16 protein-coding genes are annotated in these 18,439 nt (G+C 74.3%); 4 read left to right on the plus strand and 12 right to left on the minus strand.

Annotated features, from left to right (window positions below; genetic code table 11):
• Positions 1 to 79: 79 nt before the first annotated feature.
• The 5 genes from ACF09E_RS14935 to ACF09E_RS14955 form a co-directional block, all read right to left on the minus strand.
• Entirely contained in the window at positions 80 to 1,552 is a 1,473-nt protein-coding gene (locus tag ACF09E_RS14935) for a fibronectin type III domain-containing protein (RefSeq protein WP_392205565.1), read from the minus strand.
• A 150-nt stretch (positions 1,553 to 1,702) separates the two neighbouring features.
• A complete protein-coding gene (locus ACF09E_RS14940; protein WP_392205566.1) occupies positions 1,703 to 3,637 on the minus strand; it encodes a helix-turn-helix domain-containing protein in 1,935 nt (644 codons plus the stop codon).
• 111 nt (positions 3,638 to 3,748) lie between these two features.
• Positions 3,749 to 5,116 carry an MFS transporter gene (locus ACF09E_RS14945; protein WP_392205567.1) on the minus strand — a complete coding sequence of 456 codons (1,368 nt, stop codon included), beginning with the start codon at positions 5,114 to 5,116 and terminating at the stop codon, positions 3,749 to 3,751.
• A gap of 84 nt (positions 5,117 to 5,200) precedes the next feature.
• Positions 5,201 to 5,995 carry a 3-hydroxybutyrate dehydrogenase gene (locus ACF09E_RS14950; protein ID WP_392205568.1) on the minus strand — a complete coding sequence of 265 codons (795 nt, stop codon included), beginning with the start codon at positions 5,993 to 5,995 and terminating at the stop codon, positions 5,201 to 5,203.
• A 181-nt stretch (positions 5,996 to 6,176) separates the two neighbouring features.
• Positions 6,177 to 7,622: a tannase/feruloyl esterase family alpha/beta hydrolase gene (locus ACF09E_RS14955; RefSeq protein ID WP_392205569.1), complete on the minus strand. Its 1,446-nt coding sequence runs from the start codon at positions 7,620 to 7,622 to the stop codon at positions 6,177 to 6,179.
• A gap of 362 nt (positions 7,623 to 7,984) precedes the next feature.
• On the opposite strand from ACF09E_RS14955, the gene ACF09E_RS14960 reads away from it, so the two are divergent.
• The 3 genes from ACF09E_RS14960 to ACF09E_RS14970 all read left to right on the plus strand — a co-directional run bounded on the left by ACF09E_RS14960 (position 7,985) and on the right by ACF09E_RS14970 (position 10,333).
• Positions 7,985 to 8,761, plus strand: a complete 777-nt coding sequence (locus tag ACF09E_RS14960) for a CoA transferase subunit A (RefSeq protein ID WP_392205570.1) — start codon at positions 7,985 to 7,987, stop codon at positions 8,759 to 8,761.
• Positions 8,761 to 9,414: a CoA transferase subunit B gene (locus ACF09E_RS14965; protein WP_392205571.1), complete on the plus strand. Its 654-nt coding sequence runs from the start codon at positions 8,761 to 8,763 to the stop codon at positions 9,412 to 9,414. The genes ACF09E_RS14960 and ACF09E_RS14965 overlap by 1 nt, the downstream gene beginning before the upstream one ends.
• A gap of 130 nt (positions 9,415 to 9,544) precedes the next feature.
• A complete protein-coding gene (locus ACF09E_RS14970) occupies positions 9,545 to 10,333 on the plus strand; it encodes a sulfite exporter TauE/SafE family protein (protein ID WP_392205572.1) in 789 nt (262 codons plus the stop codon).
• Positions 10,334 to 10,493: 160 nt separating this feature from the next.
• Here ACF09E_RS14970 and ACF09E_RS14975 read toward each other — a convergent pair whose 3' ends face one another.
• Complete coding sequence (locus tag ACF09E_RS14975) at positions 10,494 to 11,348, minus strand: RNA polymerase sigma factor SigF (RefSeq protein ID WP_392205573.1); 855 nt, start codon at positions 11,346 to 11,348, stop codon at positions 10,494 to 10,496.
• A 349-nt stretch (positions 11,349 to 11,697) separates the two neighbouring features.
• On the opposite strand from ACF09E_RS14975, the gene ACF09E_RS14980 reads away from it, so the two are divergent.
• The gene (locus ACF09E_RS14980) at positions 11,698 to 12,120 is read left to right on the plus strand and encodes an ATP-binding protein (protein WP_392205574.1); all 423 of its coding nucleotides are present in this window, start codon (positions 11,698 to 11,700) and stop codon (positions 12,118 to 12,120) included.
• Positions 12,121 to 12,174: 54 nt separating this feature from the next.
• Here ACF09E_RS14980 and ACF09E_RS14985 read toward each other — a convergent pair whose 3' ends face one another.
• The 6 genes from ACF09E_RS14985 to ACF09E_RS15010 form a co-directional block, all read right to left on the minus strand.
• Entirely contained in the window at positions 12,175 to 12,579 is a 405-nt protein-coding gene (locus ACF09E_RS14985; protein ID WP_392205575.1) for an STAS domain-containing protein, read from the minus strand.
• Positions 12,576 to 13,682 carry a B12-binding domain-containing protein gene (locus ACF09E_RS14990; protein ID WP_392205576.1) on the minus strand — a complete coding sequence of 369 codons (1,107 nt, stop codon included), beginning with the start codon at positions 13,680 to 13,682 and terminating at the stop codon, positions 12,576 to 12,578. Before ACF09E_RS14990 ends, ACF09E_RS14985 begins: the two co-directional genes overlap by 4 nt.
• Complete coding sequence (locus ACF09E_RS14995) at positions 13,679 to 15,361, minus strand: PP2C family protein-serine/threonine phosphatase (RefSeq protein WP_392205577.1); 1,683 nt, start codon at positions 15,359 to 15,361, stop codon at positions 13,679 to 13,681. The genes ACF09E_RS14990 and ACF09E_RS14995 overlap by 4 nt, the downstream gene beginning before the upstream one ends.
• A 199-nt stretch (positions 15,362 to 15,560) precedes the next feature.
• The gene (locus ACF09E_RS15000; protein WP_392205578.1) at positions 15,561 to 16,391 is read right to left on the minus strand and encodes a DUF1206 domain-containing protein; all 831 of its coding nucleotides are present in this window, start codon (positions 16,389 to 16,391) and stop codon (positions 15,561 to 15,563) included.
• A gap of 204 nt (positions 16,392 to 16,595) precedes the next feature.
• Positions 16,596 to 17,060 (minus strand): ATP-binding protein, encoded by a 465-nt coding sequence (locus ACF09E_RS15005; protein WP_392205579.1) that lies wholly within the window; start codon positions 17,058 to 17,060, stop codon positions 16,596 to 16,598.
• Positions 17,061 to 17,199: 139 nt separating this feature from the next.
• Positions 17,200 to 18,384 (minus strand): PP2C family protein-serine/threonine phosphatase, encoded by a 1,185-nt coding sequence (locus tag ACF09E_RS15010; RefSeq protein ID WP_392205580.1) that lies wholly within the window; start codon positions 18,382 to 18,384, stop codon positions 17,200 to 17,202.
• Positions 18,385 to 18,439: the final 55 nt, after the last annotated feature.

The raw sequence follows: 18,439 nt of genomic DNA on the forward strand, positions 1-18,439 counted from the left end.
TTCGGGTGGCCGCCGACGCGCGTCCGCAGCCCGGGCCGTGGTCGGCCACGGCCCGGGCTCCGGACGGCCTCGCGGGTGGTCAGCAGATCACCCAGTGGCCCGGGGAGGTCTCCCGGAGGGTGCTGAAGACGCCGACGCTCCACAGGCCGAGCTTCTGCTCGGAGCCGTTGGCGTAGGCGTAGCCGCCGGACTGGTGGGCCCGCCCGGCCTGGGTGTGGGCGTAGTTGCTCGCGGTCACGCACGCCCCGGAGCCCGTCGTGGTGGCGACGACGGGTCCGCTCCTGGCGCCGGGCGTCCCGGCGGCGTCGACGGCCGCGACGGCGTAGGAGTAGGTCGTGCCGGCCGTCAGTCCGGTGTCGGTGTAGGCGGTGGTCGTGACCGGCGCGCCGTCGACCCGGGCACCGTTGCGGTACACGTGGTAGGAGGTCGCGCCGGGGACCGGGTTCCACGCCAGCGAGGCGCCGGTCGCGGTGGTCGCGGTGACGCTCAGCCCGGTCGGGGCGGGCAGGGACGGCTGGGTCGTGCCGCCGCCCGCGCCGAGCGCCCTCGCCATGTTCGTCACGGCCGTCATCTGGGGACCCGCCTTCTGGGCGTAGTCGGCCGACTTGTACCCCCACCAGTCCCAGCAGCCGCGCGGGTTGCCGGTCATGGTGGTGGCCTGCGGGTACAGGACGATCATCTGGTTGGTGTCGGCGTACTCGTTCAGGTAGGCCTTGTCCATGAGGGCGTCGCCGACCGTGCCGAAGTGCTGGTGACAGCCGTGCAGGGTGACCATGAGGGTGCAGGTGGCGCCGTTCCGGCAGGACTTCGGGACGTAGGCGAAGCCCTCGTCTCCCATGCTGATCGCGCCGGCGTCGCCGCCGGGGGCGTAGGCGTTCTGGTCGAACCGGACCAGCGTGCCGTCGAGGGCGGCGGTCGCCGGGTTCACGGGGCCGAGCAGGTGGGTCAGCATGTCCCGCACGGGGTCGCCGCCGCAGTCGTTGACGTACGGCGAGCTGGTGGAGGAGCAGGCGTTGGGGCCCAGCGGGCTGACCCAGGCGTGGCCCGCGGACGAGGTGTCGGCGTAGACGACGTCCGCGCCGAAGTCCCGGTAGTAGGTGGCGAGGTCGTCGTTCACGGCCTTCTTGACGGTGGTGTCGTTGGTGCCGTGGAACAGCCAGACCTTGTCGCCGGACAGGTTGGCGACCGGGTCGACCGTGCCGGCCGCCGCCCGGTCGCGGGTCAGCTGCTCCAGCTGCGCCGGGGTCTTGCGTGCGGTGAAGGTCTCCATGCAGGCGTACTGGGCCGTGCTGACGCTGTTCTGGGCGCAGTCGTACGGACCGGCCGAGAAGATCCCCGCGCCCCGGAAGACCTCGGAGTAGGCGACGTGCAGCTGGTTCGCCATGAAGCCGCCGGACGAGAGCCCGCTGACGTAGGTGGCGCCGATGGCGTGGGGCTGGAGCGGGCCCGGGGTCGGCGGGGGTACGGCCGCCGTCGCGCCGGCGACCGTGGAGACGGCGATGCCGACGGCCGCCAGGGCCGCGGCGAGGTACTGCCTGATCTTCGTCTTCATTCGGGTTCTCCAGACGGGGGTGGGATGCCGACATCCTGGGGAACGGCGGCGTCTGCGGCCCACGGGCGGGTCCACCACTTCAACGGGTCGCGGTGTGGGGCCCGTTGCCATAGGAACGGGACGGGGCCGGCGCGGTGTCCGGCAGGGCGTTCAGTGGCCGGGAGAGCCGTGGGACAGCCGGTGCAGCCGGAGGGCGAGGTGGATCTCCAGGGCGCTGTCGGGGCTGTTCCAGTCGGGGCCGAGGAGTTGGGCGACCCGGTCGAGGCGCTGCACGACCGTGTTGACGTGGACGTGCAGGGCGTCCTTGGCCCGGGACAGGCTCGCCCCGTGCTCGTGGTACGCGGACAGGGTGCGCACGAGCTCGGTGCCGCGCTCGGCGTCGTAGGCGAGGACGGGGCCGAGGACGCGGTCGACGTACGGGCCGATGTCCGCGCGGTCGCCGAGGAGGACGCCGACGAAGCCGAGGTCGGCGACGTCCGCCCCGCTGCCGGTGCGGCCGAGGGAGTGGAGCGCGGTGAGGCAGCGCACGGCCTCGGCGTGCAGCGCCGCGTGGTGCGCGGGGGCGGTGCCGGGGCCGGCGGCGCCCACGGTGACCGGGGCGCCGACGGTCCGGCCGAGGTCGGCGGCGAGACCGCGGGCGAGGGTGCCGGGCTCGTCGCAGGGGACGAGGAGGACCGCGGCGCCGTGCCGGGTCCCGGCCAGGCCGCCGAGGCGGCGGGCCGTGCGGGCGTTCTCGGCGGCGAGCCGGGTCCGCAGGGCGGGCGCGCAGTCGAGGACGGCGACGGCGTGGGGGCGGGCCAGGTCGAGCCCGAGGCGGCGGGCGCGCAGGGTGAGGCTGCCGTCGTCCCGGTGGGCCACGGACCCCGGGCCGGCGAGGAGGTCGTCGAGGAGTTCGCCGCGTACCCGGTCCTCCGTCTCGGCGACGGAGCGGCGGATCAGCAGGAGCATGGCGGTGACGAGCGCCGCGCGTTCGAACAGGCGCCGGTCCGCCTCGGGCAGGTCCGCCCGGCCGGTCAGGACGATGCTTCCCAGGGGTTCGGCACCGGCGAGGACGGCGCAGGTCCAGACTCCGTCCGAGCGGACGGCCCGGCCCCCGGTGCGCGAGGCGTCGAGGTCCGCGGGCGAGGGGGCGACCGGGTCGGTGCCGACGCGGGCCAGTTCGCTTCCGTCGGTGTCGTGGAGGGCGACCCCGCCGCCGAGGAGGGCCGCGATCTCGGCCGCGACCTCGTCGCTGCCGGCGCCGCGCAGCACCAGCTTGGACAGCCGGTCGTGGGCGTCGGACGCCTGGTGGAGGGCTTCGCCGTGGGCGTGGGCCCGTGCGGTGGCCGATTCGAGGCGGGCGAGCGCGGTACGGGTCTCCCCCAGTCGGCGGGCGCTGTCGATGGCGACGGCCGCGTGGTCGGCGAGCGACCCGAGGAGGGCGATGGCGTCGGGGGTGAACTCGCGGGGGCTGCGGTCGGCCGCGAAGAGGACGCCGATGACCTCCGCGCCGAGGCGCAGCGGCACGCCGAGGATGCCGCGCAGCCCCTCCTCGGACACGCCGTCGTCGATGGTGCCGGTGTGACGGTAGCGGCGGTCGGCGTGGTAGTCGGTGCTGGCGTACGGGCGGGCGGTCTGCGCGACCAGACCGCCCAGGCCCTCCCCCATCCCCAGGCGGAGCTGCTGGAAGGCCGCCGACACGGAACCCTCGGTGACCCGCATGAAGGTGTCCTGCGCGACGGGGTCGTTGAGGGTCAGGTAGGCGACGTCCGCGCCGAGCAGCGTGCGGGCCCGGCGGACGATGGCGCGCAGGACGGCGTCGAGGTCGCGCAGCCGGGCCAGGTCTCCGGCGGTGTCGAAGAGCGCGACCAGTTCCGCCTCCCGGCGCCGGTACTGGTCGAGGACCCGCCGTACGGTCAGGGCGGCCTCGGTGGCCTCCTCGATCCGTGCGACCTCCGGCGCCGCGGCCCCGTCCGCCCGCGAGCGCGCGGGTTCCAGGGCGAGGTCCTCGGCCGGGGAGTCGGCGGCGAGCAGGTCGAGCAGGCGGCACGCGGCCGTCTCGGTGGGCGACGGCGTGCGGGCATCGGCTCGGCGACCGGTGGCCACGGGGCCTCCTGGCGGTGGTGCGGACGGGGGGTGACGCGGTGACGGGCCCGGACCGCGGCCGTCAGGGAGGTGACGGCCGCGGTCCGGGCCGCTCCGGGCGCGGGACGGGTGCTAGACGCGGTCGCCCGCGGGGACCGGGGGCTGTGCGGCCGTCTCCTCGTCCCGGCCGCGGCGGAGGTCGCGGCCGAGGGTCTCCCGGGTGACGGCCACGGTGATGGTGGTGATCACGGCCGCCGCGCAGAGGTAGACGCTGATCGGGGTGGAGCTGCCGTAGTCCTTGAGGAGTTCCACGGCGATGATCGGCGCGAGGGCGCCGGCGAGGATGGAGGCGAGCTGGGAGCCCATCGAGGCGCCGGAGTAGCGGACCTTGGTGTCGAACATCTCGGAGATGAACGCGGCCTGCGGCCCGTACATCGCGCCGTGCAGCAGCAGGCCGGCGGTGACGGCGAGGGTGATCACCACGAACGACTTCGAGTCGACGAGGCCGAAGAAGACGAACGCCCAGACCGCCATGCCCGCGGAGCCGATCAGGGTGACCGGGCGTCGGCCGACGCGGTCGGAGAGCGCGCCCCACATCGGGATGGTGACGAAGTGGACGGCCGAGCCGATGAGGACGGCGTTCAGCGCGGTGCTCTTCGGGAGTTCCAGGTGGACCGTGACGTAGACGAGGAGGAAGGAGGTGAGGATGTAGTAGGAGATGTTCTCGCCGAAGCGGGTGCCGATGGCGGACAGGACCTCGCGCCAGCTGCGCCTGAACACCTCGACGACCGGGGCCTCCTCCTTGGCGCCCGCGGCGGCGGCCGCCTCGGCCTTCGCCTGGGCCTCCAGGAAGACCGGGGACTCGGAGACCGAGACGCGGATCCACAGGCCGATCAGCACGAGGAGTCCGGACAGCAGGAACGGGATCCGCCAGCCCCAGGCCTGGAAGTCGGCCTCCGACTGGACGGCGGCGAGCAGCGCCAGGACACCGGTGGCCAGCAGGTTGCCGCCCGGGGCGCCGGCCTGGGGCCAGGAGGCCCAGAAGCCGCGGTGCTCGGCGCCGCCGTGCTCGGAGACGATGAGGACCGCCCCGCCCCACTCGCCGCCGAGGGCGAAGCCCTGCACCAGCCGCAGCACGGTGAGCAGGATCGGAGCCCAGACGCCGATGGTGGCGTACGTGGGCAGCAGGCCCATCGCGAAGGTGGCGCCGCCCATCAGGAGGAGGCTCAGCACCAGGAGCTTCTTGCGTCCGATCTTGTCCCCGAAGTGGCCGAAGACGATGCCGCCGAGCGGGCGGGCGGCGAACCCGATGGCGTACGTGATGAAGGCGATGAGCGTGCCCACCAGGGGGTCCGCGCTGGGGAAGAACAGGGTGTTGAAGACGAGCGCGGCGGCGGAGCCGTACAGGAAGAAGTCGTACCACTCGATGGTGGTGCCGATCAGGCTGGCTCCGACGATGCGGCCGATGCCGCTTCTCGGCTGGGTGCTGGTGTCAGACATGGGTTCACCGGTTTCGCGAACGGACGGGGACGGGGTGGGGCGTGAAGGGTGGGGCGCGAGGGGGTGCGGTGGGCGGGGGCCGGCTCAGCCCGCGGTCCAGCCGCCGTCGAGCGGGAGCGAGGCTCCGGTCAGGTAGCCGGAGTGGGGACCGCACAGCCACAGCACGGCGGCGGCGACCTCGTCGGCCTCCAGGAGCCGTTTGACCGGGGAGCGGGCCAGCATCACGTCGGACAGGACGTCGTCCTCGCTGATGCCGTGGGCCGCGGCCTGGTCGCGGATCTGTCCCTCGACGAGCGGGGTGCGGACGTATCCGGGGTTGACGCAGTTGCTGGTGACGCCGTACGGGGCGCCCTCGATGGCGGCGACCTTGCTCAGGCCCTCCAGGGCGTGCTTGGCGGTGACGTAGGCGGACTTGAAGGCGCTCGCCCGCAGTCCGTGGACGCTGGAGACGTTGACGACGCGGCCCCAGCCCCGCTCGTACATGTGCGGCAGGGTCCTGCGCATGAGCAGGAAGGGGGCGGTGACCATGACCTTCTGGATGAGTTCGAACCGCTCCGGCGGGAACTCCGTGAGCGGGGCGACGTGCTGCAGGCCCGCGTTGTTGACGAGGATGTCGATCTCGGTGGGCAGGAGCGCGATCGCGTCCGGGTCCGCGAGGTCGGCCACCTGCGCGCGGCCGCCGGCGGACTCGGCGACCGCCGCGGCCGCGTCCGCGTCCCGGTCCACCACGTGGACGAGGGCCCCGGCCCGCGCCAGCGCGAGGACGCAGGCCCGGCCGATGCCGCTGCCGCCGCCCGTCACCAGTGCGGCGCGTCCGCCCAGTTCGGTGCCGGCCGCGGGCGACACCGGGCCGTCCGGGGTGGGAGATGTGTTCGTCATGGCCGGAAACAGTAGGGAGACGGCGGGGCTTCCCCCATGGGTGTCACCGCCATAAAGAGGAGACGTTCCATGGGGGCATCCACCATAGGAGGACGACGTGCGGGCGTGCCGGGGGCGGGACGGGCGGACGGCGGGGCACGCGCAGGCCGAGCGGGCGGGGGCGGGCCGGCGGCCGCGGCGGTCAGGAGCGCTCGCGCACGGCCTTCCCCGCCGTCAGGGAGCAGTTGGCGGCCAGGCTCACCGGGTCCCGGTCGGCGGGCAGGGCGACGGTGCCCGACACGGGCGGCCGGTGCCCCTTCCCGAGCCAGTCCTCCAGGGCCGTGAACGCGGTGCGGTGGCACGGTGTGAGCGGCCTGAGCCGGCCGGGGAAGGCGTCGACGAGGGAGTCGGCGTGGGTGCCGCCCTCGATCCGGTAGTAGCGGTGCAGTCCGCCGCGGCCCGCCTCGCGCACCATCCGCGCGTAGACGTCGGAGTCCCGGCCGATGGGCAGCAGGGTGTCCAGGGTGCCGTGCAGCGTCATCAGCGGCTTGCCGATCCGTCCGGTCAGGGCGATCCGCTGCACGGCCCGCCGGACCTCCGCGGGGCGGGTCGTGTAGTCGTAGTCCGCGTCGCAGCCGGGCGTGCCCGTCGCGCAGTACGGGGTGCCCGCCTCGGTCGCCCCGTCGTAGTCCGGGTCGAGTTCCTCGCGGTAGACGCGCTGGGTCAGGTCCCAGTACACCTGGTGATGGTACGGCCACAGGAACTCCGAACCGGCGGGGAAGCCCGCGGCGTGCATCTTCCGGCGCGCCTCCTCCGCGCCCGCGCCGCCGGCGGCGTACACGGGGTAGGCGCGCAGGGCCGGGGGCAGGAAGTCCAGCAGGGTGGGCCCGTCGGCGCGCCAGAGCGTGCCCTCCCAGTCGACCCCGCCGTCGTAGAGCTCGGGGTGGTTCTCCAGCTGCCACCGCACCAGGTAGCCCCCGTTGGAGATGCCGGTGACCAGGGTGCGGGCCGGGGGACGGTGGTAGCGCTGGGCGATCGTGGCGCGGGCGGCCCGGGTGAGCTGGGTGACGCGGTCGTTCCACTCGGCGACGGCCTCGCCGGGCGCGTCTCCGTCACGGTGGAAGGCGGTCCCGGTGTTCCCCTTGTCGGTGGCGGCGTACGCGTAGCCGCGGGCGAGGACCCAGTCGGCGATGGCCCGGTCGTTGGCGTACTGCTCGCGGTTGCCCGGGGTTCCGGCGACGACCAGGCCGCCGTTCCACCGGTCGGGGAGGCGGAGGACGAACTGGGAGTCGTGCTGCCAGCCGTGGTTGGTGTTGGTGGTGGAGCTGTCGGGGAAGTAGCCGTCGATCTGGATCCCCGGCACTCCGCGGGGCACGGCGAGGTCCTTCGGGGTGAGACCCGCCCAGTCCGCCGGGTCGGTGTGGCCGGAGGCGACGGTGCCGGCCGTGGTCAGTTCGTCGAGGCAGGCGGTCTGCTGGTGCGCGGCGCCCGGCACCCGCAGGGCGGCCGACCGGGCGCAGTGGCCGCCCGCGGCGGGCGGTGACGCCGTCGCGGGGACGGTGGTGAGGGCGAGTGCGGCGAGGGCGAGTGCCGCGGGTGCGCTCCTCCGCGGGAGCACGGGCGAGGAGCGGAAGGGGGGACGGCGCATCGGTGTGCCTCCGGGCCGGTGGAAGGGGTCTCGCGGGAGGCTATGCGGCCGGCCGGCCACCAGACATGGCTGTGCGGCCCACCATCGGCGACCCGCCGGTGGGGGCCGGCACCATCCGCCGAACGGCCGGAGGCCGCGGGCCGCCACGGCCCGCTCGCCGCCGGGCGGCGCCGGAGCGCGCCGTCCGATCCGTCCTCCGGCGACGGCCGGGGCAGCGGTCGCCGCCACATCGGAGGGGGGTGGTGTGTGGGCGGCGGCCATGGTTGCGCCCGGTGCCCGCTGCCTAGGCTCCGTGCTCGTCGCTGGTACCGGCACCGGCTCTGACCGGCAGGTCATCCGGCTGCCCGAGGGAAGGGATCCTCATGGGTCTGGACAAGACGGTCGCGAGCGCGGCGGAGGCGGTGGCCGACATCCCCGAGGACGCCTCGCTCGCCGTGGGGGGCTTCGGCCTGTGCGGGATCCCGGAGACGCTGATCGACGCGCTGTGGCAGCGCGGTACGGGTGGTCTCCGGGTCGTCTCGAACAACTGCGGGGTGGACGACTGGGGCCTCGGACTCCTGCTGGCCGCCGGGCGGATCGCCCGGATGACCAGCTCGTACGTGGGTGAGAACAAGGAGTTCGCCCGGCAGTACCTCAGCGGGGAGCTGGAGGTCGAGCTCGTCCCGCAGGGCACGCTGGCGGAACGGCTGCGGGCCGGCGGCGCCGGCATCCCGGCCTTCTACACCCCCGCCGGCACGGGCACGCAGGTCGGCGAGGGCGGGCTGCCGTGGCGGTACGCCGCCGACGGCTCGGTGGCCGTGGCCTCGCCGCCCAAGGAGACCCGGGACTTCGACGGCCGCCCGCACCTGCTCGAAGAGGCCATCACCACGGACTTCGCCCTGGTCCGGGCGACCGTCGGCGACCGGCACGGCAATCTGGTCTTCCGCTCCTCGGCCCGCAACTTCAACCCGCTGGCCGCCATGGCCGGGCGCGTCACCGTCGCCGAGGTCGACCACCTCGTCGAACCGGGCGAGCTCGACCCCGACGAGGTCCACCTCCCCGGTGTCTTCGTCCAGCGCGTGGTCCGGGTCGTGCCCGGGGACCCCGCGGCCGAGCGGCGTGTCGAGCGCCGGACCGTACGACAGGAAGGCGCCGTCTGATGGCCCTCACCCGCGAGCAGATGGCGGCCCGCGCCGCCCTGGAGCTGGCCGACGGCAGCTACGTCAACCTCGGCATCGGACTCCCGACGCTCATCCCCAACCACCTGCCGCCCGGCGTCGAGGTGGTGCTCCAGTCGGAGAACGGCATCCTCGGCGTGGGCCCGTACCCCACCGAGGACGAACTCGACGCCGACCTCGTCAACGCCGGCAAGGAGACCGTGACGGCCCTGCCGGGCGCCTCCTTCTTCGACTCCGCGCTCTCCTTCGGGATGATCCGCGGCGGCCACATCGACGCGGCGGTCCTCGGGGCCATGCAGGTCTCCGCGGGCGGCGACCTCGCCAACTGGACGATCCCCGGCAGGATGGTGAAGGGCATGGGCGGCGCCATGGACCTCGTCCACGGCGCCGGGCGGGTCGTCGTCCTCATGGAGCACACCGCCAAGGACGGCACCCCCAAGCTCGTCGACGCCTGCACCCTGCCCCTGACCGGCCGGGGCGTGGTGCAGCGCGTCATCACGGACCTCGCCGTCGTGGACGTCGCCGCCGACGGGTTCGTACTGGCCGAGCTCGCCCCCGGCGTCACCGTCGACGAGGTCGTCGCCGCCACGGCCGCCCCGCTGCGGATCCCCCGGGAGGTCGGGACGGCCGTCTGATCCGCCGGGGTCCGCTTCCCGGGAAGGGCCGCTTCCCGGCGGCCTTCTGTGAACAGCGTGTTGCTGGCCCCGGTCCGGTCGCCGCGGGTGATCCATACTTCCCTCGGGCCGGGGAGGGGCGGGGAGTCGCGTGGAGTGGACGGTGGTGGCGGGGCTGGTCGCCGGGCTGCTGGTCGCGGTCGTCACGACGCCCGCCGGGGTCTCCGGGGCGGTGTTCCTGCTCCCCGTCCACCTGAGCGTCTTCGGGGTGCCGAACCCTGCGGTCACGCCGACCAACCTGCTGTTCAACGTGGTGTCCGGGCCGGGCGCCCTGTGGCGGTACCGCCGGGACGGGGCGCTGCGGGGGCGACTGGCCCGCCGGCTGGTCGCCGGGACCCTGCCGGGCGTCGTCGCGGGGGCGGTGATCCGCGTGTACGCCCTGCCCGGGCCGGGTGTCTTCCGGCTGCTGATCGCCTGTCTGCTGCTGCCGCTGGGCCTGTGGTTGTGCCTCCGCACGCTCTCCGCGCCGGCCGGCGCGGCGGTCCACGGCCGGGCCGAGCCGTCCCCGGCCGCCCTGGGCGGGCTCGCGCTGGGGGTGGGGGTGGTCGGCGGGGTCTACGGGATCGGCGGCGGCTCGCTCCTGGGCCCCGTCCTGGCGGCCCGCGGCATGCCGATGGCGCAGGTCGCCCCGGCGGCGCTGGCGACGACGTTCACCACCTCGGTGGTGGGCGCCGCCGCGTACGCGCTGCTCTCCGTCGCCGAGTCGGGAGCGGTCGCGCCGGACTGGTGGCTCGGTCTGGCGTGCGGCGCGGGCGGACTCGTCGGCGGCTACCTCGGCGCCCGCCTCCAGCCCCGGCTCCCGGAGCGGGCCCTGCGCCTGCTGCTGGGCACGCTCGCCGTCGCGCTCGGCGGTCTGTACGCGGTCCAGGCCGCGCTCTGAGCGAGGCTGTCGGGAGCCGGGCCGGGGGCGGTGACTCCGTGGCGCCCGGGCGGGGGCGAACGCCGTTCGGCCCCGCCCGGCGGTGCCGGTCGGGGCCGTGGCGGATCGGGCGGCCGGTGGTCGTCGCCTCCGGCCGGGCCGTGGTGTTCGCTGCCGGGGCTCAGGCGTTGCCGGCGAGCATGCCCTCCCGCAGGCGGTTCAGGGTGCGCGAGAGGAGGCGCGAGACGTGCATCTGCGAGCAGCCGAGCCGCTCACCGATCTGCGACTGGGTGAGTTCCTCGACGAAGCGCAGGTGGATGATCTGCCGGTCCCGCGGGTCGAGGTCGGCGAGCAGCGGGGCGAGGGCGTGGAAGTCCTCCACCAGCTCCATGGCCGGGTCCTCGCTGCCGATGTAGTCGGCGAGGGAGGCGTCGCCCGCCTCGTCCTCGCCGCTCAGCGCCGCGTCGAGGGAGGAGGAGTTGTAGCCGTTGGAGGCGAGGCGCGCCTCGGTGACCTCCTCCTCCGTGAGGCTCATGAGCTCGGCCAGTTCCTTGACCGTGGGCATCCGGCCCAGCCGGGTGCTCAGCTCCTCGGTGGCCTTGGCCAGCTCGACCCGGGCCTCCTGGAGGCGGCGGGGGACGTGGACCGCCCAGGAGGTGTCGCGGAAGAAGCGCTTGATCTCACCCACGATGTAGGGGACGGCGAAGGTGGTGAACTCGACCTCGCGGGACAGCTCGAAGCGGTCGATCGCCTTGATCAGGCCGATCATGCCGACCTGGACGATGTCCTCCATCTCGTCGGCACGGTGACGGAACCGGCCGGCGGCGTAGCGGACCAGGGTCATGTTCATCTCGATGAGGGTGTTCCGCGCGTACTGGTACTCGTGCGTCCCCTCCTCGAGCACCGTGAGCTGGCGGAAGAAGATCTTCGACAGGGCGCGGGCGTCCTTGGGAGCGACCGCCATGGGGTCCGGTACCGCCGGAAGAGTCTCCGCCCCGACCTCAACACCCGTGGCCGACATCGTGGTGACCGTCACACCATTCCCCTTTCGTGTTCATCCCGTGCCCCTGCTGGGTGGCCCGATGGCTGCCGCCTACCCGGTCGACGCGGGTCCATGCACACATATTTTCCAGGAAGTTCGCCCGGAACCCGAATGTAGCCCGGTGTGACGGGGCATCACGTAAGGTCACGCTGCACCCTGTTGAAACATCCCCTCTCGTCCGGTTTCGGCCCGATATGACATCCGGGTTTCTCGGTCTCCCCCTCGCCGGACCTTCCGGAGGGCGGACCCTCTCCGGCCGTGGCGGATGACCGGCCTCCGGGTTCCCCGCACGACGGCAGGGCAGACGGGACCTGCCGGACGGCCGATCGGAGGAGAGAGAGTCATGGTGCAGGATCCGTCGATGAGAGCGGTCGGATGGGCCCGGACGCTGCCCATCAGCAGTGGGGTGAAGGAGGCCCGGGACTGGACGCGCGAGCACCTGGAGACACTGGGCTGGGACCGTACGTCCCCGGACCTGCTGGACTCCGTGGTCCTGGCCGTCTCCGAGCTGGTGACCAACGCCCATGTCCACGCCCACAGCGACGCGCAGCTCATCCTGACGTGGGACGAGAAGTGCCTCCACGTGACCGTGCACGACGCGTCGTCCCACGTGCCCGAGCAGCGGGCGGCGGACGACGACGCCCTCGGCGGGCGGGGGATGCTCCTGATCGACGCCCTCGCCGACGAGTGGCAGACCCGCCCCTGCCCCCGGGGCAAGGACGTCACCGCCTGCTTCCACCCGCCGGCGCCCGGCCGCACCGCCTGACGACGCCGGGCGGGCCTCCCCGCCGGACGGCTCCGGCGTGCGGACGAGGGTCCGTCAGGGGCTCGGCCGCTGCGGGTTCTCGGCCTCGCCGCCCGGGGCGTCACCGTCCCCGGCGCGCGCCTCGGACAGGCCCGTCAGGTGCTCGTACGTGCCGGTGAGCACGAGCATGCGGTCGAGGTGGGCCGGTCTGCGCTCCAGGGACAGCCGCACCCCCGCCGCCATGGTGTCCCGGTGCAGAGCGAGGAACGTGGAGAGCCCCATCGAGTCGCACAGGGTCATGCGGGCGCAGTCGAGATGGACGTCGCCGGGGACGGAGGCCGAGGCGAGGTGCGCGCGGACCGCGGTCAGCAACTCGTCGGTGGTGTCCCAGGTGAGGTCGCCGGAGAGTCGCACGCGCAGGGCGCCGTCCTCACCGGTGGTGGCCTCCAGCTCGAAGTCGGTGTCGGGGAATGCGGTCATGCGTGGAGTCCTGGGGCCTGAGCGGGTACGCGGGTCAGAGCGCGGCGGCCGGCCGTGAGGTGGGCCTGCGCGCGGGGGAAGTCGTGCTGGGCGTCGGCGAGGAGGTCGAGCGCGCCGAGGAGGGCGCTGCCCGGGACACCGCGGGCCGCGAGCACTCCCGCGGTCCAGGTGAGGAATCCGGTGAACAGCTCCGGGTCGTCGACGTAGAGGGACGCGGCGAGGAAGTCGATGATGTGCGCGATGTCCTCGGCCGTCCGCTCCCGCTGCTCGTCGCTGTAGGCGGCCATGGCCGGGACCTTGGCCTCGAGGCCTTCGAGGACGTCGCGGGTGAGCTGGATCCGGGCCCGGGAGACGAGGGTGTACTCCTGGTCGAGGAGGTGCGGCAGGTGGTGGTCCGGGTCGGCCAGGGCCTCTCCCGGCGGTCCGAGACCGTCGACGAGGAGGGTCGCCGCGGCCCGGGCGTCGGAGGCCCACCCGTCGGCGCCGAAAAGCCGGGCGTACCGGCCGTCGGGGCCGAAGGCCGCTCCGCCGACGACCACGGGGATCCCCACGGCCTGGACGGCGGTGACGGCCGCGTGGGCCGTCGGCAGGCGGACGGGCAGGGACGAGGAGAGCGCGACCACGTCCGTGCCGCTCTGGTGCACGTGGGCGATCAGGTGCGGGGTGGGGACGTGCGCCCCGAGGTAGTCGACGGCGAAGCCGCGGGCGCGCAGCACCTCGGCGAGGAGACGGGCGGGGAGGGCGTGCCATTCGCCGTCGACGCAGGCGACGGTGACGTGCCGGCGGAAGGCGCCCGGGTCGTCCCGGCCGGCGGGGAGGCCGGGCGGGGTCCGGTGGGCGAGGGCGGAGATGACGCGGTCCTGGATCGCCGTCACCGCGTGCTCCTGGGCCACGGTCATCCGGCCGGCGGCCCATTCGCCGCCGACCCGGGCCTGTACGGGGCCGATGACGTCGAGCAGGACGTCCTCCAGGGGCGTACCGGCGTCGTACGCGGCGAAGACGGCGTCGGCGGCGGCCCTCTCGTCCCTGGCACCGAGGGCCGCCCACAGGCGTTCCCGGACGTCGGCGAGGTCCGGCGGCGCGATCACGGTCTCTGTCGTCATGCGGTGTACCTGCCCCGGGTGTGACCGTTGACCGCGGTCAGATGGGTGGTGTGCGGCGCGGTGATCGCCACGACCGCCATGTCGTCGTGCGGCCCGCCGCCGACCCAGTTCCCGGCGAGCATCTGGATCCGCTCGACGACGGCCTCGGCCGACAGTCCGACGCACTCGGCCAGCGCGGTCCGGAGGCGCCGCTCGCCGAACATGGTCGATCCGAGGGGGCCGCCGCGGGCCTCGGTGATCCCGTCCGTGTAGAGCAGGCACGTCTCCCCCGGTGCCAGGTGCACCGTCGCGGACCGGGAGTTGACGTCGGGGAGCACGCCCACGAGGGTTCCGCTCGTGTCCACGTCCTCGACCTCGCCCGTGCCGCGCAGGATGAGCGGTCCGGGATGGCCCGCGCTGGTCAGCCGGATCCGGACCCGTCCTCCCGAGCGCCGCACCGAGGCCAGGACCAGGGTGGCGAAGCGGGTGTGCCGGGCGGTCAGCAGGGCGCCGTTGAGCAGCTTCAGGACGTTCTGGTGGTCCCCGGCGAGGGGCAGCAGCGCGTGGAGGGTGCTGCGGATCCTGCCGGTGAGCACGGCGGCGTCGAGTCCCTTGCCGCACACGTCGCCCAGCACGGCCAGCGATTCCTGCTCGGCGTCGGCGCCGGGGTGGACGTCGTAGAAGTCGCCGCCGATCCGCTCGGTGTCCTGGGAGGTGCGGTATCCGCCGGCGAAGTCGACCCCGTGGACGTGGTGGAGCTGCGGGGGGAGGAGTTCGGCGATCAGCGCGCGGGTGATGCTCGCCTGCTCCGCGTACATGCGTGCCGCCGAGAGGGCGGCGCCGGCGCGGGCGGCGAAGAGCCGGGCGAAGAGTTCCTCGGAGGCGTCGAAGGCCGAGCGGCCGCTGCGCCGCAGCAGGATGAGGGCGCCGGCGGGCACGCCGTGGCCGGGGAGCGAGGTGATGGAGACGGATCCCGGGGGGCCGTCGAAGCCCTCGGGCACGGCCCAGTCCGGCAGGTCGGCGGGGTCCATCCACCGGGCTGGCACCCGGGGGAATCCCTGGAGGGCCTCGGCCAGGCCGGGAACGGCCGCGGGGTCCATGCGGACCGGGCGCGCGGTGACCCGGTCCCCCACGGCGGTCACCACGCCGTACCGATTCTTCGCGGGCGGGGAGATGACGAGGGCCGCGTCGGCGAGGTGGGTGGCGGCGAGCAGGGCCACCCGCTCCAGGCAGCGCTCGGGGTTGAGCGAGGCCAGCAGCTGCGTGGAGGCCTCGGACAGGAGCGCGGCGCGCTCCCGCTCGGTCCTCAGGGCGTCCTCGGCCGCGGTGAGGTCGGAGTCGTCGACGAGCCACCAGGCCACGTCGCCGTGGCCGGACTCGGTGGGGTGGGCCCGCAGGAGCCGGCCCTCGTGGCTGCCCCGGAGGGCGGGGCCGCCCATCCGGGCGGGGGCCGCCTCGGACCTGGGGCGCGGGGGGAGGGCCAGGCGGCGGTGCGCGTCGGCCAGCCAGCCGGGGACGACCTCGTCCAGCCAGGAGCCGACGCCGATCAGGGGGAAGAGGTCGGCGGCGGCCTCGTTGAACTCCACGACACCGCCCTGCCGGTCGGCGACCACCGCGGGGTGGGGCGAGCGGAGCCAGGAGGTGCCGACGGTCGCGGGGGTGCCCCGCGACCGGCCGGACTCGTCTTCGAAAACAGTCATATGCGAGGCCCAGCCTAGCGGCCCGCCACCTTCCCGCTCGACGACACTCGGTCATCCAGCCTCCCTCAGGGCGGGGAGCACATCAAGCGAAACCACCTCTTCCGGTACACCTGCGGCGGATGCTCGGCGATACCCCCACCGTCCTGCCACAGGAGCTTCACACCCGGGGCACGCGGTCTCCTCCGCCGCGGGGCAGGGATCAGAATTCGCGCCACTTCACCTGGCCGAAGGAGAAGACCCCGAAGAGCACGAGTCCGGCGGCCACGGCGATCAGCAGCCAGGGGCCCGCCGGGGTCTGCGCGAACGAACGGATCGCGTCGTCCATGCCCTTGGCCCGGTTCGGGTCGAACGCCAGCGCCGCCTTCACGCCGGAGAACCCGAGCGCGGCGAAGACGAGGCCGCGGCCCACGCCGCCGGCCACTCCGGTCACGTCCATGAACCGCTTCTGGGGCTTCGACATGCGGCCCCACGCGAGGTGCTTGCGGTACTTCCGCATGGCCGCCCGGCCGCCCATCCAGAGGCCCACGCCGAGGAAGCCGAGGGCGATCGCGCCGACCAGCCAGCGGCCTCCGGTGACATCCATGAGGCGGGCCGTGATGTCACGGCTCTGCCGGTCGGTGGAGCCCGCGCCGCTGCCCCGCTCGCCCATCGCGAAGGACAGGACGAGGAAGGCCGAGACGGCGTAGAAGACGAAGCGGCCGGCGGACAGGGCTCTCTTGTGCGGTTTGTCTCCCTTGGGGCCGGTCCCGCCGAAGACGGCCTCGGAGAGGCGCCAGAGGGACATCCCCGCGAGGCCGATGCCCAGGGCCCACAGGAGGACGGCGCCGATCGGCGTGTCCGAGACGATGGAGAGCGCCCCTCCCTTGTCCGCCTGTTCGTCCGAGCCCGTCAGGCCTATGCGTACGGCCAGTGCTCCGATGAGCAGGTACAGCACACCTCGTGCCGTGAAGCCGGCCCTGGCGGCCATCCGGACCGGCTCGCCCCGGACCGCGTTACCCGCCTCGGACGCCGCCATCTTCGCTGTCGTCATGTCGACTCGCTCCTCTCGGTCGACCTCCGGTTGCCCCGTCCGGGCCGTTCGAATCCATGGGCGCGGGGCTCGGTCCGGGAGGTCCGGCGAGACGGGTGGGGGCGGGGCACGATCGGGGCGCGGGGAGGCTCGAAAGCCACGGCGATAGGCGCCCTCACGGGGGCGGATCCCGCCGTTCACGCGGGGGTGCGCCCCGTCGTCCGCTCAGGCGCGCGCCCCGTCGTCGGCGGCGCGGAGGGAGAGGCGCGCCCGGACCCGCTTGCCCGTGGACTCCGGCTCGACCGTGACGCTCTCGCACACGGCGACGACGATCTCGACGCCGTGCTGCCCGATCCGGCGCGGATCGTGTCCGCGCGGGACGGGGGCCGCGGCTGCGCGGTCGAAGACCGAGACCTCCAGGAGGTCCTCCCGCAGTTCCAGCAGCAGCCGGCAGGGCCCGGGGGCGTGCCGGACGGCGTTGGTCACCAACTCGCTGACCACGAGCTTCGCGAGGTCGACGCGGTCACACGGCAGCGGTCGCGGCAGGACGTCGGACGCGGCGGCGAGGAAGTCGGCGGTGAAGTCGCGGGCGGCGCCGATCGCGCCGCCGGCGGCGGCGCTGTCGAACCCTGCGCTGGCGGACAGCAGGGGTTCCGGCGCTGCACGGTCGGCGATGATCGCGTCCGTCATGGCCCTGGGACTCCCCTCGTACGGTTGGTCGGGGCGCTGGGCACCCCGTACACCGCCTTTCCCCCCTTCGCGGTTTCCACACCGCCCGCCACGGGAATCACGCCGACCGGCCCCGCCCGGGGGGACGCGGGAGCGGGCCTCAGCCCCCGCTCGCCGGGGGCTCGGGGCGCCCGTCCGCGGCGCCGTGCCAGTCGAGACAGACGACGAGCGCGGTGTCCGGCACGTCGCCGGGCGGCTCCCGCAGCGCGCGGACGACGGCCCTGGGGACGTCGGCGCAGCCGAGCCGCGCGGCCCGGGACACGGCCAGGGCGACGGCCCCGTCCGGCGCCCCGTCCGTCCCGCCGGGCCGGGGGCGGCCGGGCTCCCGGGCGACGACGACGAACCGGTCCCCGGGCAGCAGGCGGAGGCGCTGCGTGGCGTAGACGGTGTCCTCGAACATGCCGAGGGGCAGTTGGCGGTCGAGGGCGATGCGCTCGGTGCCGGTGCCGCGGGTCCGCCAGAGCGTCGGCGACCCCGCGTCGACGACCTCGGTCGCGCCGGTCGCGAGGTCGAGGCGCATCAGGAGCGCGGCGAGCGGGCTGGTTCCCCGGTACTGGCCGTAGAGCGCCTGGTCGGTGAGGCTGGCCTGGCCCACCAGGTCGAGCCCGGCCCGCCGGGCGTTGCGGATCGCGCTCAGGGCGAGGGTGCTCACCAGGGCGGCGGGAGTGCCGGGCCCCGCGCCGTCGGCGACCACCAGCAGCAGCTCGTCCTCGGTCACGCTCCAGTCCAGGAGGTGTCCTCCCGAGCCGTAGGCGGGCTCCCAGTGGGCGTGCAGGTCGAACGCCGGGCCGGCGCAGGCCCGGCCCGCCAGGGTGTCCCACTGCATCTCCCCCGCGAGGGTGAGGGGACGCGTCCTGCGGGTGCTGCGGTAGAGGTCGGTGTGGCGGTCGGCCACGCAGAGGGCGTGGCCGAGCGTCTCGGCGACGCGGCCGAGGCTCCGGACCGTCGTCCCGGTGGCACGGTCCCCGGGCAGCAGGACCACGAGGACGCCCAGCCGGTCGCCGCGCACGGTGACCGGAAGGAAAACGGTCGCCGTGAGCCCGTCATCACGGAAAAGATATGGTTGCTGCGTGCGGAGGACCCGACCGACGGTCCCCGCGTCCACGGGCACGGGCCGCACCCCGGCACGTGCCTGCACGGGCCGCACGGGCCGCAGCGACGTGAAGCCGTAGTCGATGAGCAGCAGATCGGCGGAGTGCGCGGCGTACTGCTGCGCGAGACTGGTACGGAGGGAGTCCAGGAGGAGGTGTGGTGCCGCCCCGCGCAGTGCGCTTTCCACTGTCACGTGTCGATCCACCGAATTCGCACCGCCTTCTGGAGAGATGTGGAGATGACCGGTC

This window comes from Streptomyces sp. NPDC014891, from assembly GCF_043081085.1.
GTDB lineage: Bacteria > Actinomycetota > Actinomycetes > Streptomycetales > Streptomycetaceae > Streptomyces.

Coding starts and splice junctions, on each gene's coding strand:
- ACF09E_RS14945 (WP_392205567.1), bottom strand. CDS start 5,116: ATGTCTGACACCAGCACCCAGCCGAGAAGCGGCATCGGCCGCATCGTC.
- ACF09E_RS14990 (WP_392205576.1), bottom strand. CDS start 13,682: ATGACGACAGAGACCGTGATCGCGCCGCCGGACCTCGCCGACGTCCGG.
- ACF09E_RS14995 (WP_392205577.1), bottom strand. CDS start 15,361: ATGACTGTTTTCGAAGACGAGTCCGGCCGGTCGCGGGGCACCCCCGCG.
- ACF09E_RS14965 (WP_392205571.1), top strand. CDS start 8,761: ATGGCCCTCACCCGCGAGCAGATGGCGGCCCGCGCCGCCCTGGAGCTG.
- ACF09E_RS15005 (WP_392205579.1), bottom strand. CDS start 17,060: ATGACGGACGCGATCATCGCCGACCGTGCAGCGCCGGAACCCCTGCTG.
- ACF09E_RS14955 (WP_392205569.1), bottom strand. CDS start 7,622: ATGCGCCGTCCCCCCTTCCGCTCCTCGCCCGTGCTCCCGCGGAGGAGC.
- ACF09E_RS14985 (WP_392205575.1), bottom strand. CDS start 12,579: ATGACCGCATTCCCCGACACCGACTTCGAGCTGGAGGCCACCACCGGT.
- ACF09E_RS14950 (WP_392205568.1), bottom strand. CDS start 5,995: ATGACGAACACATCTCCCACCCCGGACGGCCCGGTGTCGCCCGCGGCC.
- ACF09E_RS14935 (WP_392205565.1), bottom strand. CDS start 1,552: ATGAAGACGAAGATCAGGCAGTACCTCGCCGCGGCCCTGGCGGCCGTC.
- ACF09E_RS15000 (WP_392205578.1), bottom strand. CDS start 16,391: ATGACGACAGCGAAGATGGCGGCGTCCGAGGCGGGTAACGCGGTCCGG.
- ACF09E_RS14980 (WP_392205574.1), top strand. CDS start 11,698: ATGGTGCAGGATCCGTCGATGAGAGCGGTCGGATGGGCCCGGACGCTG.
- ACF09E_RS14960 (WP_392205570.1), top strand. CDS start 7,985: ATGGGTCTGGACAAGACGGTCGCGAGCGCGGCGGAGGCGGTGGCCGAC.